The organism is Aeromicrobium sp. Root495 (assembly GCF_001426755.1).
In the GTDB taxonomy this organism is placed as follows: Bacteria; Actinomycetota; Actinomycetes; order Propionibacteriales; family Nocardioidaceae; genus Aeromicrobium.
The window spans coordinates 131,665-144,875 of record NZ_LMFJ01000001.1; the positions used below are offsets into that span (position 1 = coordinate 131,665).

15 protein-coding genes are annotated in these 13,211 nt (G+C 71.5%); 10 read left to right on the forward strand and 5 right to left on the reverse strand.

The genetic code is table 11. The features are described from left to right. Positions 1 to 12 precede the first annotated feature (12 nt). On the forward strand, positions 13 to 375 hold the full coding sequence (locus tag ASD11_RS00705) for a hypothetical protein (RefSeq protein WP_056281903.1): 363 nt from the start codon (positions 13 to 15) through the stop codon (positions 373 to 375). A 127-nt stretch (positions 376 to 502) separates the two neighbouring features. On the opposite strand, the gene ASD11_RS00710 is transcribed toward ASD11_RS00705, so the two are convergent. Together ASD11_RS00710 and ASD11_RS00715 are read right to left on the reverse strand one after the other, a co-directional pair. After that, positions 503 to 2,041: an MFS transporter gene (locus tag ASD11_RS00710; RefSeq protein ID WP_162246446.1), complete on the reverse strand. Its 1,539-nt coding sequence runs from the start codon at positions 2,039 to 2,041 to the stop codon at positions 503 to 505. A 66-nt stretch (positions 2,042 to 2,107) separates the two neighbouring features. After that, complete coding sequence (locus ASD11_RS00715) at positions 2,108 to 3,601, reverse strand: carotenoid oxygenase family protein (protein WP_056281908.1); 1,494 nt, start codon at positions 3,599 to 3,601, stop codon at positions 2,108 to 2,110. Between the two features lie 202 nt (positions 3,602 to 3,803). Here ASD11_RS00715 and ASD11_RS00720 point away from each other — a divergent pair, with 202 nt between their 5' ends. The 8 genes from ASD11_RS00720 (at position 3,804) to ASD11_RS00755 (ending at position 10,467) form a co-directional block, all read left to right on the forward strand. Next, the gene (locus ASD11_RS00720; protein ID WP_162246447.1) at positions 3,804 to 4,262 is read left to right on the forward strand and encodes a PaaI family thioesterase; all 459 of its coding nucleotides are present in this window, start codon (positions 3,804 to 3,806) and stop codon (positions 4,260 to 4,262) included. A 32-nt stretch (positions 4,263 to 4,294) separates the two neighbouring features. Further along, the gene (locus tag ASD11_RS00725; RefSeq protein WP_056281917.1) at positions 4,295 to 4,894 is read left to right on the forward strand and encodes a TetR/AcrR family transcriptional regulator; all 600 of its coding nucleotides are present in this window, start codon (positions 4,295 to 4,297) and stop codon (positions 4,892 to 4,894) included. Positions 4,895 to 5,010: 116 nt separating this feature from the next. After that, positions 5,011 to 5,433, forward strand: coding sequence for a nuclear transport factor 2 family protein (locus tag ASD11_RS00730; RefSeq protein ID WP_162246448.1), 423 nt, complete (start codon positions 5,011 to 5,013; stop codon positions 5,431 to 5,433). Continuing rightward, on the forward strand, positions 5,430 to 6,623 hold the full coding sequence (locus ASD11_RS00735) for a thiolase family protein (RefSeq protein ID WP_056281925.1): 1,194 nt from the start codon (positions 5,430 to 5,432) through the stop codon (positions 6,621 to 6,623). The genes ASD11_RS00730 and ASD11_RS00735 overlap by 4 nt, the downstream gene beginning before the upstream one ends. Positions 6,624 to 6,672: 49 nt before the next feature. After that, positions 6,673 to 7,437 carry an SDR family NAD(P)-dependent oxidoreductase gene (locus ASD11_RS00740; RefSeq protein ID WP_056281930.1) on the forward strand — a complete coding sequence of 255 codons (765 nt, stop codon included), beginning with the start codon at positions 6,673 to 6,675 and terminating at the stop codon, positions 7,435 to 7,437. After that, a complete protein-coding gene (locus tag ASD11_RS00745; RefSeq protein ID WP_056281933.1) occupies positions 7,434 to 8,210 on the forward strand; it encodes a crotonase/enoyl-CoA hydratase family protein in 777 nt (258 codons plus the stop codon). The genes ASD11_RS00740 and ASD11_RS00745 overlap by 4 nt, the downstream gene beginning before the upstream one ends. A gap of 38 nt (positions 8,211 to 8,248) precedes the next feature. After that, on the forward strand, positions 8,249 to 9,406 hold the full coding sequence (locus ASD11_RS00750; RefSeq protein ID WP_056281934.1) for an acyl-CoA dehydrogenase family protein: 1,158 nt from the start codon (positions 8,249 to 8,251) through the stop codon (positions 9,404 to 9,406). A gap of 2 nt (positions 9,407 to 9,408) precedes the next feature. Then, positions 9,409 to 10,467 (forward strand): acyl-CoA dehydrogenase family protein, encoded by a 1,059-nt coding sequence (locus ASD11_RS00755; protein WP_056281937.1) that lies wholly within the window; start codon positions 9,409 to 9,411, stop codon positions 10,465 to 10,467. Between the two features lie 19 nt (positions 10,468 to 10,486). Here ASD11_RS00755 and ASD11_RS00760 read toward each other — a convergent pair whose 3' ends face one another. After that, positions 10,487 to 10,942 carry a PaaI family thioesterase gene (locus ASD11_RS00760; protein WP_056281939.1) on the reverse strand — a complete coding sequence of 152 codons (456 nt, stop codon included), beginning with the start codon at positions 10,940 to 10,942 and terminating at the stop codon, positions 10,487 to 10,489. Next, positions 10,939 to 11,727 carry an enoyl-CoA hydratase/isomerase family protein gene (locus ASD11_RS00765; RefSeq protein ID WP_056281944.1) on the reverse strand — a complete coding sequence of 263 codons (789 nt, stop codon included), beginning with the start codon at positions 11,725 to 11,727 and terminating at the stop codon, positions 10,939 to 10,941. Before ASD11_RS00765 ends, ASD11_RS00760 begins: the two co-directional genes overlap by 4 nt. Positions 11,728 to 11,847: 120 nt before the next feature. Between ASD11_RS00765 and ASD11_RS00770 the strand changes: the two genes are divergently transcribed. Then, on the forward strand, positions 11,848 to 12,651 hold the full coding sequence (locus tag ASD11_RS00770; RefSeq protein ID WP_200940025.1) for an alpha/beta fold hydrolase: 804 nt from the start codon (positions 11,848 to 11,850) through the stop codon (positions 12,649 to 12,651). Here the strand turns inward: ASD11_RS00770 and ASD11_RS00775 are convergent. Then, on the reverse strand, positions 12,585 to 13,211 hold the full coding sequence (locus tag ASD11_RS00775) for a TetR/AcrR family transcriptional regulator (protein WP_082554075.1): 627 nt from the start codon (positions 13,209 to 13,211) through the stop codon (positions 12,585 to 12,587). The two genes, ASD11_RS00770 and ASD11_RS00775, sit on opposite strands and share 67 nt — an antisense overlap.

The following is a 13,211-nucleotide window of genomic DNA, read 5'->3' on the forward strand; positions in this document are numbered from 1 at the left end:
AGGAGAAGAACGATGAAGATCGATCCCCACACCGCGCTGGTCGTGCACCGGCTCGCCCTCGGGACCGTGGCCGTGACGGCACCTCGCGCCGCCGGACGTCTCTACGGGCTCGACTTCCGAGCCCATCCCTCGGGCGCGGTGCTCACCCGGCTCATGGCCTCGCGCAACCTCGGACTCGGGCTCGGCCTGCTCCTCGCTCGGCCCACGGCCCGCCCGCTGTGGACCGGGGTCAACCTGGCCGTCGACGTGCTCGACCTCGTCACGGTCACCGACGAGACCCGCCGAGGCGCGCTCTCGCCGAGGGTGGCCGCGATCGGTCTCCTGACGGCAGCAGCTGCCGCGCTGCTGGGACTGTCGGCAGCCCGCCGGCGCTGACCGGCTCCAGGCAGAGTCGGTCGACCTGTTCGAGGCCGGGCCCAGGCGGACGACGAGCACGGTGTGCTGCCCGGTCTCGGTGCCGGCTCCCAACGCCTTGACGACGCTGGTGATCACGAAGGACCACCTACATGGCGGTGGAGCGCCTCGGCCCGGGGGTGTCTTCCCAGGAGGTAGGCGCCGTCGCGGACGGGCTCGCCGCCGCAGAGCCTGATCGCGCACAGACCCAGACGGCCGCGACGAGAAGGACCGCGGTGCCGACGACGAAGGTCGCGTTCCACCCGGAGACCACAGCCGTCTCGATGGCCGCCAGGACACCGGGCCGATCTGCTGCTACGGCTGTGCCGATCGCGGGGCTGTCGCGCACGGGACCGACGACCGTGGGTGCGAGTCCCGCCCCGTCGATGCTGGAGCGGTAGTACGCGTTGAAGATGGCACCGAACACCGCGATGCCCGAGGCGGCGCCCAGCTCCCTGACGACGTCGTTGATGGCCGACGCTGCACCTTGGCGCGAGCCCGGCAGCGAGCTGATGATCTCCTCGGTGGCCGGCGTCATGCCCAGGCCGAGGCCGAGGCCGAAGGCGCAGAACCCGATCGCCAGGAGGACGGGGTCGCGGGCACTGCCCGTGGCAGCCATGATCGCCAGTCCCGCCGCTGCGGCGAGCAGCGCGGCGGTCATGGCTGCTCGGAATCCCCACCGGCGCACTGCCGCTGGTCCGAAGAAGCTCGCCGGGACGGTCGCGACGGCGTTGGTGAGGAGGAGGCCTGCGGCAGCGAGAGGGCCGTAGCCCAAGACGTACGAGCCGTACTGGAAGGAGAGGAAGAACCATCCGTACGCGCACAGGTAGAGCAGCAGGACCGAGAACACGGCGGCGGAGAACCTGCGGTTCCTCAGGAGCCGGAGGTCGATCAGCGGCTGGGACGCCCGGAGGCACCACGTCACGAACAGCGTCATGAAGAGCACGCCGACGGTGAGGGTCCCAGCGACCCTGGCGGACGTGATGCCATGGACCGGCATCTCGATGATCGCCACGATGACCGCACCGATCCCGACGATGGACAGGAGCGACCCGACCACGTCGACGTGCGATCCCTCCGGATCACGAGTCTCCGGCACCGCGATGAGCGTCCCGAGCGCGACGAGCACGGACAGGCCGGCCATCACGACGAAGAACGCCCTCCAGTGGCCCACCTCGGCGGCCGCCCCGGCGATCAGGAGCGCCGCGGTGCCGCCGGCCATGGTGGCCGCCGACCACGCGGCCACGGCCCGGGGGCGCTTGTCCTCGCTCACGATCGAGGTGAGGGTCGCCAGCGTCGCGGGGAAGCCGATCGCGGCAAAGATCCCGGTGGCCGTGCGGGCCAGCAACATCTCCGGGACGGTGTCCGCGACCGAGCTGGCCAGCAGCGCGAGCGCGAGGCCCGAGAAGCCCCACAGCGCTCCGCGGCGGCGGCCGTACCGGTCGAGCATCGCACCGAACGGCAGGACGAGCGCCCCCAGGGCGACCGCGGTGACGTCGATGACGAGCTGCACCTGGGACTGACTGGCCCCGAGGTCGCGCCCCGTCTCGGGCACGATGGCGATGAGTCCTGCCACTGAGCCCAGCACGACAGCCGCGCCCGTGATCATCGCCGCCACCGCGATCCCGGTTCTCACGGTGTGCTTCACGGGCACCTTCCGTCGCAGGAGCATCGCGCGTCTCGGTGGTCCGGAGCGCCCGTGCGGGTCATCCGGTCACCGGAAGTCCTTCCAGTGACCGTGGGGCGTCCAGCCCATCTGGAAGGGCAGCTCGATGTTGCAGATGGGGCCCTGCGTGATGTCGTGCGTGTCGAAGATCTGGTACTCGCCGCGCTTCTGGGCCCACCAGGAGACCGGCACGATGATGTAGCCGTCGCCCTCGGGCGCGTCGGGGGAGCGTGGCGCGAACGTCGCCTCCAGCACGGCGGCCGGCTCGTCGGTGCGGATCACGTGGACCTGCTCGGCCATGGTCTTCATGTTGGTGACCACGAGGCTGTTCATCTTCATGCCCGAGCCCTTCATGATGCCGCCGACCTGGTAGCCGAACTCGTAGCCCTTGCCGTAGTAGCGCTCGTCGACCTTGGGCAGCTCGGACGGACGGTCCGACAGCTGCTCCGACGTGGCCTTGCCCGTGGCGAGGTCGATGTTCCAGCGGCCGAGGAAGCTCTTCGCGATGGAGAAGAAGAGCGCGATGTCGTCGCCCTCGGCGAAGTCCTGCTCGAACGGGAACGGGGGCCGGTTGAAGATGGGGCCGTCGAGCTGCAGGACGTTGTCGACGACGTTGGCCGACATCGTGTGCATGACGTACTGCGGCGGCAGGTCGGTCTTGATCCAGCGGATCTCGCCCTGCAGGTCGTGGCGGGGGATGAGCGCGATGACGATGGGGAGCTCCTCGTTCCACTCCCACACGTTGAGGTTCTTCTCGATGCGCTTCTTGTCCACCAGGAACGGCTGGAACGGCATGACGACCCACTCGGGCGTGAGCCAGACGTCGTGCGCCACCGTGTTGTAGGGGGCGTCCCACAGCTCGCGCGACTCCACCTCGCCGTCGGGCGAGACGTAGTGCATCGTCACGTAGGGGGCCTCGTCGCTGTAGGCCCAGCCGTAGAGCATGCCGGTGTCGTGGTCCCACTTCGGGTGCGCCGAGAACGTGGCGTCACCGTAGGCGGCGGGCGTGTGGAGGCCGCTGCTGAGCCGCGGCGACCACGGGACGATGCCCTTGGTCTCCAGCGTCATGGGGTCGATCGCGATGGGCGGGCCGCCCTGCTCGCTCGAGGCGAGCATCTCGTCGCCGAACGGGAAGATGTTGATGTTGGCCACGCCGCGCGAGACGCCACGGTTGCCGGCGTCGCGGATGACCTCGCCGTAGGCGGTGTCGCGCCAGTCGCCGAAACCGTTGTCGGTCCACTCGAACATGCCCTGCTTGTGCTTGGCCTCGAGGACGTACTTGGGCGTCTGGATCCAGCGGTTCTTGAAGTACGCCTCGCCGTCCTCGAACGTGAGGCCCTGGACCATGCCGTCCATGCTGAGGAGGGCGTTGGGTCCCTGCTTCGTGGGGCGCTTCCAGGTGGGACCGGTGCGGTAGAAGCCGCCGGCCAGGTCCTTGGGGATCTCGCCGTGGGTGACGATGCACTCGTCCACGGTGGCCTCGAACCGCATGGGCTGGAAGGGCCCGCGCAGCGAGTTCTCGGTCGGCAGGTTGTAGCTCATCGGGTCCTCCTGATGATGGCCTGGAGCGGGCCTGGCCGGGCCAGGGTCTTGCTCCGTCGGATGCGGTCGAGGATAGTGGTCCTCGACCTCAATGTAAACGATCGTTCTCAAGACTGCACCACGAGGCATCCCCTTGGCAACAGTCAATCCGGTGCTGGCTGGCCGAGATCGCGAACGATCACTCATGACGCAGGAGAATCCCGTGACCGTGCCCTCCGAGTCCCTCTGGCCCCTGCCCGACGCCCCTGGCGGCGAGTGGGTGGCCTGGGCCACCGCGTGGCGCTCGGTCGCTGCGCTCGAGCTCACGTGCCTCGAGCTGACCGAGCGGGGTGCGCTCCTGCGTGGAGGGCCCGGCCCGTTCCCGCTGAACCCCAACGGCGCGGTGAACGGCGGCATCCTCGCCGCCATGGCCGACCAGGCCTTCGGCGTGCTGGCCATGAGGGCGTCGGCGCGGTTCGTCCCGGCGACGGCGAACCTGCAGCTGGAGTTCCACCGGCCGCTGCACGGCGAGGTCACCGTGCGGGCCTCGTCGCTCCCGGGCGGCAGCAGGCTCCAGTTCCTGGAGGCGGCCCTCGAGGACGCGCAGGGTCGGCGCTGTGCGTCAGCCCGGGCCACGATGGTGGCCGTCATGGAGCGCCCCGACACGCAGCACGACAATTGACGCAGTCTGTCGTGCTGCCTAGGGTGCGATCCATGGAGTCCGTGACCGAGCGCGAGGGCGACACCGCCACGCCGGAGCGGATCCTGGAGTCCGCGCGCCGACTGTTCCTCGAGCGCGGCGTGCGCAGCACGAGGATGAGCGACATCGCCGAGGGTGCCGGCGTCGTACGGCAGACCGTCTACGACTGGGTCTCGAGCCGCAACGAGATCGTCGAGCTCGCCATGGCTGCCCGGGTGCGGGAGCTGGGCGAGGTCGTGAAGGCCACCCCCGTCGACCGCTCGCTCCCGCTGCGCGGACAGGTCATGCAGGTCCTCATGACGATGGTGCAGCTCGCCGCCTCCGACCCCGAGGCCGAGAACCTCGCCCAGGCGATGCCCGAGCAGCGCGCCTTCCTCTTCATGTCGGGACCGTCGGCCCTCACCGACGTCGTGGTCGACATCCTCGAGCCGCTGCTCGAGGAGGCCCGGGAGCAGGGCGTCCTGCGCGACGGCCTGGGGACCCGGGCCATCGCCGAGTGGGTCCAGCTGGTGGCCGCGTCCGTGCGGTATCGCGTGGCCTCCGAGCAGGCCGAGCTGGCCGCCAAGATGGAGTACTTCCTGCTCCCGGCACTGCTTCGCGACGAACCGCGTTGACGCCGCGGAAGGCACGCAGTAAGTTGTGAGACACTGCGGTTCAAAAAGAACCGCCTGGTGTGCTGGGAGTGGACATGGGCTCCGAACAGTCCTCGGCAGCGGCTCACGCTGCAGTGGTGGAGCGTTTCTACGCTGCCGTCAGCGGGCGTGACGCCGACGCCCTCACCGCGATCGTCGATGACCACTTCGTCGCCGACGCGTCGATCGAGTGGCCCGTCTCGCTGCCCTACGGCGGCCGGGTGGAGGGCGCCCGGATCCTCCGCAAGATCTTCGCGGGGATGGCCGCCGCGGAGTCTCCCGTCGGACCCACCGCGCTGCGGGTCCGCAGCGTGACGGCCGACGACTCCGGCGTCGTGGCCGAGCTCGTCTTCACCTATGTCTCGCCCTCCGGCGGACCGCCCGTCCCCTCCGGCGCGCTGGAGCGCTGGTGCTTCGACGGCGACAAGGTCCGCACCATCCGCGCCTACTACTGGGACACCGCCGCACTCGTCGCGACCCAGCCCGCACCCGCCCCGCACGACCCCGAGGAGAAGTCATGACCCGCACCGCCGTCATCGTCGACGCCGTCCGTTCCCCCATGGCGAAGGGCAAGGCGCCCAAGGACGGCCGCCCCGGCGGCGCGCTCTCGGGCGTCCACCCGGTCGAGCTGCTCGGACAGACCCTGCGCCAGCTCGTCGAGCGCAACGACCTCGACCCGGCCACGGTCGACGACGTCCTCACCGGCTGCGTGAGCCAGGTCGGTGAGCAGGCCGGTCCGGTGGGCCGCTGGGCCTGGCTCGCCGCCGGCCTGCCCGAGTCCGTCCCGTCGGTGGCCATGAACCGCGCGTGCGGCTCGAGCCAGCAGGCCGCCGACTTCGCCGCGCAGGGCGTCATCGCCGGTGCGTACGACATCGCCATCGCCTCGGGCGTCGAGTCGATGAGCCGCATCCCCATGCTGACCTCGCGCATCGGGCAGGACCCGTACGGCCCGTCCGTGGCCGAGCGCTACGCCCCCGGCCTCATCCCGCAGGGCGTCTCCGCCGAGCTGATCGCGACGCGCTTCGGGTTCGACCGCGACGCCCTCGACGCCTTCTCGGCCGCCTCCCACGACAACGCGCTCGCCACCGACTTCTCCGGCGAGATCGTCCCCATCACGACGCCGGAGGGTGACGTGGTCTCCCTCGACGAGACCCCGCGCGCCGGCACCACGCAGGACGGCCTGGCGAAGCTCCGTGCCGTCTTCCAGACCGACGAGTACGTGGCCCGGTTCCCCGAGATCGCGACCTGGAACATCACGCCCGGCAACTCCTCGCAGCTCACCGACGGCGCCGCCGCGATGCTCATCATGAGCGAGGAGAAGGCCGCCGAGCTGGGGCTGACGCCCCGCGCCCGCTTCCACGCCTTCGGCCTCGCCGGCGACGACCCGCTCACGATGCTGACGGGTCCGATCCCGGCCACCGAGAAGGTGCTCGCCCGCTCCGGCCTCACGATCGACGAGATCGACCACTACGAGGTCAACGAGGCGTTCGCGTCGGTGCCGCTGGCCTGGGCCAAGCACTTCGACGCCGACCCCAAGCGCCTGAACCCGCGCGGCGGAGCCATCGCCCTGGGCCACCCGCTGGGCGCCTCGGGCGTCCGGCTCATGACCACCATGCTCAACGCCCTCGAGGCCACCGGCGGTCGGTACGGCCTCCAGACCATGTGCGAGGCCGGCGGCATGGCCAACGCCACGATCATCGAGCGGCTCTGACCTCCTTCCAGGACCGCTTCGCACCCCCACCAGCACAGGAGCACCACGCATGAACATCTCTGGCATCTCCGCCGTCGTCACGGGCGGCGCGTCCGGCCTCGGCCTCGCGACCGTCGAGCACCTGCTCGCCGAGGGCGCGGCCCACGTCGTCATCGCCGACTACGCCGAGAACGGCGGTGAGGTGGCCGAGCAGCTGGGCGACCGGGTGTCCTTCGTCCGCGCCGACGTGCGCGAGGAGGAGCCGGTGGCCGAGGCCATCGCCCTGGCGGCGTCGCACGGGCCGCTCCGGGCGGTCGTGCACTGCGCAGGTCGCGGTGGCGCGGTGCGCCTCGTGAACCGCGACGGGACCGCCGGCGACTACGACCTCTACAAGGAGGTCGTCTCGATCAACCTGTTCGGCTCGTTCAACGTCCTGCGGCTCGCGGCCACAGAGATGGCCAAGAACGAGCCCGTCGACGGCGACCGTGGTGTCGTCATCCTGACCGCCTCGGTCGCTGCGTTCGAGGGCCAGATCGGCCAGATGCCGTACGCCTCGGCCAAGGCCGGGATCCACGGCATGACGATCGTGGCCGCGCGCGACCTCGCGAGCAAGGCCATCCGCGTCATGACGATCGCGCCCGGCACGTTCGACACCCCGATCCTCGCCCGTCTCTCCCAGGACGTCCGCGACTCCCTCGCCAGGACCGTCCCGCACCCCAGCCGCCTCGGCCAGGCGTCGGAGTACGCCCACCTCGCCGGAGCGATCATCGAGAACGCGATGCTCAACGGCGAGACGATCCGCCTCGACGGGGCCATCCGGATGGCGCCGCGATGACCGAGCCGTCCGAGGCGGTCCTGCTCGAGGTGAAGGACGGCGTCGCCGTGGTGACGCTGAACCGACCCCACGTGCGCAACGCCATCGACAAGCCGACCGCCGACCTCGTGGCGGCCCGCCTCGACGAGGTCGACGAGCGCGACGACGTCTCGGTGGTCGTGCTGGCCGGCAACGGTCCGACGTTCTGTGCCGGGATGGACCTCAAGGCCTTCGCCGCGACCCGCGAGCGTCCGCGCCACGCCGTGCGGGGGGGCTTCGGCATCGTGGAGAAGCCGGCCGCGAAGCCCATGATCGCCGCCATCGAGGGCAAGGCCCTCGGCGGCGGCCTCGAGATCGCCCTCGCGTGCGACCTCATCGTCGCCGGCGAGAGCGCCCAGCTGGGTCTGCCCGAGGTCAAGCGCGGACTCGTGGCTGCGGCCGGCGGAGTGCTGCGCCTCCCGGCCCGCATCCCCCGTGCCGTCGCGATGGAGCTCGTGCTCACCGGCGAGTCCGTGAGCGCCCGGCGCGGCCTCGAGCTCGGGCTCGTCAACCGCGTCGCACCGGACGGCGAGGCACTGGCCACGGCCGTGGCGCTCGCTCGCAGCATCGCTGCCAACGCACCCCTGGCCCTCAAGGCGGCCAAGCGCATCGTCATCGACTCCGCCGACTGGCCCCTGGACGAGGCGTTCGAGCGGCAGGAAGCCTTCACGGGCCCCGTCCGCGCCTCGGACGACGCCGCCGAGGGAGCCCGCGCCTTCGTGGAGAAGCGCCCACCCGTCTGGACCAACAGCTGACCCTGGACCCCGTCCAGCCGACCAGGAAGAAGACCACCATGTTCGAGCTCACCGACGAGCAGCAGGAGCTGCGCGCCCTGGCCCGTCAGATCGCCCAGGACAAGTACGCCCCGCTGGCCCGCCAGTGGGACGCCGAGCGCACCCCCATGCCGGTGGAGGACCGCAAGTACCTCGCCAAGCAGGGCCTGCTCGCGCTGCCGCTGCCCGAGGAGTACGGCGGAGGCGGTCGCCCGCTCCTCGACGCCCTGCTCGTGCAGGAGGAGTTCGCCAAGGCCAACCCGCTGTCGGCGTGGCCCATCTTCGAGGCGTCGGCCGGACCGGCCCGCGTGATCCACCTGTTCGGCACGGAGGAGCAGAAGCAGCGCTTCCTGCCCCCGGTCGCCGCGGGCGAGGTCACGATCGCCATCTGCATCTCCGAGGCCGACGCGGGCTCGGCCGCGACCGACGCCAAGACCAAGGCGCGGATCGACGGTGACGAGGTCGTCATCAACGGCAGCAAGCGCTGGTGCTCCGGTGCCGGCCACGCCGAGCAGTACCTGGTGTACGTGCGCTTCAGCGACGTCCTCGGCGGCCGCGGCATGGGTGCCGTCCTGGTCGATAAGGACACGCCCGGCCTGACGTTCGGGCCGCAGGAGGAGCTCATGGGTCACCGCGGCGTGGGCTCGGCGGACATGACGTTCGAGGACGTCCGCGTCCCGGTCGAGAACATCATCATCCCCGAGGGCGGCTTCAACAAGCTCTTCACGGCCTTCTCCGTGGAGCGCCTCGGCAACAGCACGGCGTGCCTCGCGATCGCCCAGACGGCGCTCGACCGCACGGCCAAGTACGTCCAGGAGCGTCAGCAGTTCGGCAAGGACATCGTGGAGTTCCAGATGGTCCAGGCCGGCCTGGCCGACATGGTCGTCCAGGTGGAGGCGGGACGCCTGCTCGTGTGGCGGGCCGCCGCGAACGCGGGCACGGGCGCACCCGACACCCTCGAGGCGTCCGTGGCCAAGTGCTACGTCAACGAGATGGTCAAGCGCGTCACCGACATCGCCATCCAGCTCCACGGCGGGTACGGCTACGCCGCCGAGTACGAGATCGAGCGCCTGCACCGCGACGCCGTCGGATGGGCCATCGCCGGCGGCACCCCGGCCATCCAGCGCACGAGGATCGCGTCGGAGTACCTCGGTCGTCGGTTCGACCAGCGGGGCTGACCGTGGTCGAGCGGGCGGTGTTCGACAAGGACCACCAGGACTTTCGCGGCAGCGTGCGGCAGCTCGTGGCCGCGGAGGTCGTGCCTCACCTCGAGCAGTGGCGAGAGGCCGGCGTCCTGCCGCACGAGGTTCTGCGCTCCTTCGCCGAGCAGGGCTTCCTCGCGATCGTCGCTCCCGAGGACCTGGGCGGCGGAGGCATCGAGGACCCTCGGTTCACCGCGGTGCTGGTCGAGGAGGTCGCGGCAGCGGGGGCGCTCGGGCTCGCGCTCTCGATCGCCGTCCACAGCGGGGTCTGCCTGCCGTTCGTCCTGGCCCACGCCGACGACGGTCAGCGCGACGGCTGGGTCTCGTCGCTCGCCGACGGCGAGGTCGTCGCCTCCGTGGCCGGCCTGGGTCGTGCGGTCGAGCCGGACGACGCCGACGTCGAGCTGGCCGGTGTGGTCTCCGGCTCCGCAGCCGACCTCTTCCTCGTCGGCGCGGGCGAGGACGGTGTCGCCGTCGTCTCGGGTGCCGACGTCACCGTGAAGCGCTCGCCCGTGGAGGACGCCCTCGGGGCCCGCGAGTCCGGTCAGGCCGACCTCGTGGTCGCGGCCGTGCCCTCGGCGCTCCCGGGGGACGGCCTCGCCGCGATCCTTCGTCGTGACCTCGACCTCTGGGTCGGCGTCGTCGCCGTGGCCTCCGCCCGGGCCTCCCTCGACCTGACCGTGGCGTACGTCCACGAGCGCAAGGTCTTCGGCCGCCCCCTCGCCGAGCTGGAGAACACCCGACACGCCCTGGCCGCGGTGGGCGTCCGGCTCGAGCTGGCCCAGCTGGCGGTGGACGCCGCCCTCACCGCCGCCGTCGACGGCTCGCTCACGTCGGGGCAGGCGGCGCTGGCACGGACCGCGGCCGTGGAGACCTGCCTCGTGGCGGCCGACGAGGGCATGCAGCTCCACGGCGGCTACGGCTACATGCGCGAGTACCCCATCGCGCACGCCTTCGCCGACGCGCGGGCCCTGCAGCGGGTGGCGGCGTCGTTCTCCGACGCCCGCGAGGCCATGGCCTCGACGCTCGGTCTCTGACGCTCGTCGAGGCCGAGGCTCAGCCGGCGGGGACCGTGAAGGCGGGGTGGTCGTCGGCGACCTCCAGCGCGGTGGCGCGGGCAGTGGCGATGGGCCGCTCGGCGTCGTGCCGGCGCAGCACCACCTCGATTTCGCGCCGCCGCCCCTCGTGCTCCAGCACGCGTGCCTCCACGTCGAGCCACATGCCGACCGGGCACGGGCTCAGGTAGGAGACGTCGAGCTGTGCCGTGACGGCGCGCAGCCCCATCGAGGTGAGGAGGGTGCCGACGGCCTCGTCGAGCGTGAGCGCGACGACACCGCCGTGCGCGATGCGGGCCCAGCCCTGGTGGCGGTCGTGGAGCCGCACGCGGCCGCGCACCGACGCCGGGCCCGAGACCGTGTAGACGGTGTCGGGCGCGCCGGCGGCGGGGGAGCACCCTGCACACAGCGGGTGCGAGGCGAGCGGCCCGTCAGAGCGCTGCTCGGCGGCGCTCATCGCCCGGCGAACTGCGGGTCGCGACGCTCGCGGAAGGCGGCGATGCCCTCCAGGAGGTCGTCGCTGGCGAGGGTCTCGGCCTCGAGGGAGAGACCCAGCGGGACCACCTCGTCCGCCCTGGCGCGGACCCCGGCGTTGAGGGCGCGCTTGGTGCCCTGCACGCCGAGCGGTGCGAGACCGGCGATCCGACGGGCCACGGCGCGCGCAGCCGGCAGGGTCTCCTCCGGCGTCTCGACGAGGTCGGTGACCACGCCGATCGTGAAGGCCGTTTCGGCGTCGAGGGGGTCGCCCGTCAGCAGGTGGCGCCGCGCGCGGGCGAGCCCCATGGCCTGCGGCCAGACCAGGCAGCCGCCGTCGCCCGCGACGAGTCCCACGTGCACGTGGGTGTCGGAGAGCGAGGCCCGGCGAGAAGCCACGAGCACGTCGCACAGCAGTGCCACCGTCGCACCCAGCCCGACGGCGACCCCCTGCACCGCGACGACGACGGGCTGCGGCAGGTCGACGAAGGCGTCGAGCAGGCGCTGGGCGTCGCCGACGATCTCCTCGCGCACGGCCGCATCCGCATGGGCGGCCTCCATGAGGGCGAAGTCCCCACCGGCGGAGAACGCCTTGCCGGTCGATCCCAGGACGATGCAGCGCACGGAGTCGTCCGCGGCGAGCGAGTGGAGCGTCTCCGTGAGCTCGACGTGCAGCTGTGGGTCGAAACGGTTGAGCACCTCAGGCCGCGTCAGCAGGATCTCGGCGACGCCGGCCTCGTGGGTCACGGACAGGGCGGGTTCGGTCACGGCGGGTCCTCGGGCTGGGTCGTGCACGGGGGCTGGCGGCAGGCGCGCGCCTCTGCCTATTATTGGGACAAAGGGAATCAAAAATCAATGACCCCTGCTGGACGACCTGAGGAGCCCGCCGTGGTGCACGTCGACGTCGACGGAACGAGACTGCACGTGCAGGACCTGGGTGAGGGCCCCGTGGCGGTCCTCGTGTCGGGGTTCGGCCTCGACCACCAGCTGTGGGACCGACAGGTCCGGGTGCTGGTCGAGGCGGGGCTGCGGGTGGTGTGCGTCGACCAGCGCGGCCACGGGCTCTCCGACCGGCCCCTCTCCGGCTACGCCGTGGAGGACCTGGCCGAGGACCTCCGCCGGGTCCTCGAGGCGCTCGACCTGCGCGACGTGACCCTGGTGGGTCACTCCTTCGGTGGCCAGGTCGCGTTCCGTCTCGCAGCCACCGATCCGGACCGCGTCGCACGACTCGTGCTCGTGGGGTCGAACGGGCTCCGAGCCAGCAGGAGCGAGGCCTTCCCCTTCGGCCGTTCTCCCGAGGCCACGATCGATGCGCTCGTGCAGGCGGAGAGCGAGCAGCGCGTCGCCTCGCGAGTGCAGACGATCGCCTCGGGCTTCGCGGCCCAGCCCGACCCCGCGGTCCTCGAGTGGCTCGTCGCCGTCTCGTTGCAGATGCCGTCGTGGGCCGCGGTGGCCTGCTACCGCTCGATGCTCGAGACCGACCTCATGGACGACCTGCTCCGCGTGGGTCAGCCGGTCCTCCAGGTGATCGGCTCCGCCGACCCCGTGCACTCGGCCAAGGGCGCCCGTTGGCTCAGTGAGCGGCTCGTCGACAGCACCCTCGTGGAGATCGAGGGCTGCGGGCACTACCCGATGCTGGAGGCGGCGGACGCCTTCGAGGCCGCGCTCGTGCCGTTCGCCAGGGGCGTCTGAGCGGAGGAGCGTCCTTCCAGCGCCTGGAGGCTCGCGAGCGCCATGGCCACGAGCAGCTCCTCGGGGTCCTTCGCGTGCCGTCCCGTCGAGGGTCGCAGCGACTCCGACATCAGCATGAGCTGGAGCCCGCGGGCCACGGTGGTGAGCTCGTCGGCGGTGTGGCCGGGGTAGCAGCGGTCGAGGCACGTGGACCAGCGCTCGCTCACGTGGCGCAGCCGGCGCTCGTGCCGCCGTCGGTCGTCGGCGGTGAGAGACCTCTGCTCCCGCACCCAGATGGCCGCGAGCGCCTCGCTCTCGACGGTGAGCTCCACGAAGGAGCGCACGATCCGCTCCAGCTCGCGGCGCGGGTCGTCGTCCACCTCGCCCATGCGCCGCAGCAGCGTGTCGAGGATCTTGTCGAACAGGCTGGAGAGGATCTCGGCCTTGCTGTCGAAGTAGCCGTAGATGGCGGACCCGCTGATCCCGGCGGCGCGTCCGATCTCGTCGACGCCCACGCCGTCGAAGCTGCGCTCGAAGAAGAGTGCCTCGGCGGCGGCCAGGATCTGCTCGTCCCGCGTCAC

Bases quoted from the DNA above. Each gene is read 5' to 3' on its own strand.
- ASD11_RS00705 (WP_056281903.1), top strand. From the start codon at position 13: ATGAAGATCGATCCCCACACCGCGCTGGTCGTGCACCGGCTCGCCCTC.
- ASD11_RS00715 (WP_056281908.1), bottom strand. From the start codon at position 3,601: ATGAGCTACAACCTGCCGACCGAGAACTCGCTGCGCGGGCCCTTCCAG.
- ASD11_RS00725 (WP_056281917.1), top strand. From the start codon at position 4,295: ATGGAGTCCGTGACCGAGCGCGAGGGCGACACCGCCACGCCGGAGCGG.
- ASD11_RS00735 (WP_056281925.1), top strand. From the start codon at position 5,430: ATGACCCGCACCGCCGTCATCGTCGACGCCGTCCGTTCCCCCATGGCG.
- ASD11_RS00740 (WP_056281930.1), top strand. From the start codon at position 6,673: ATGAACATCTCTGGCATCTCCGCCGTCGTCACGGGCGGCGCGTCCGGC.
- ASD11_RS00745 (WP_056281933.1), top strand. From the start codon at position 7,434: ATGACCGAGCCGTCCGAGGCGGTCCTGCTCGAGGTGAAGGACGGCGTC.
- ASD11_RS00750 (WP_056281934.1), top strand. From the start codon at position 8,249: ATGTTCGAGCTCACCGACGAGCAGCAGGAGCTGCGCGCCCTGGCCCGT.
- ASD11_RS00760 (WP_056281939.1), bottom strand. From the start codon at position 10,942: ATGAGCGCCGCCGAGCAGCGCTCTGACGGGCCGCTCGCCTCGCACCCG.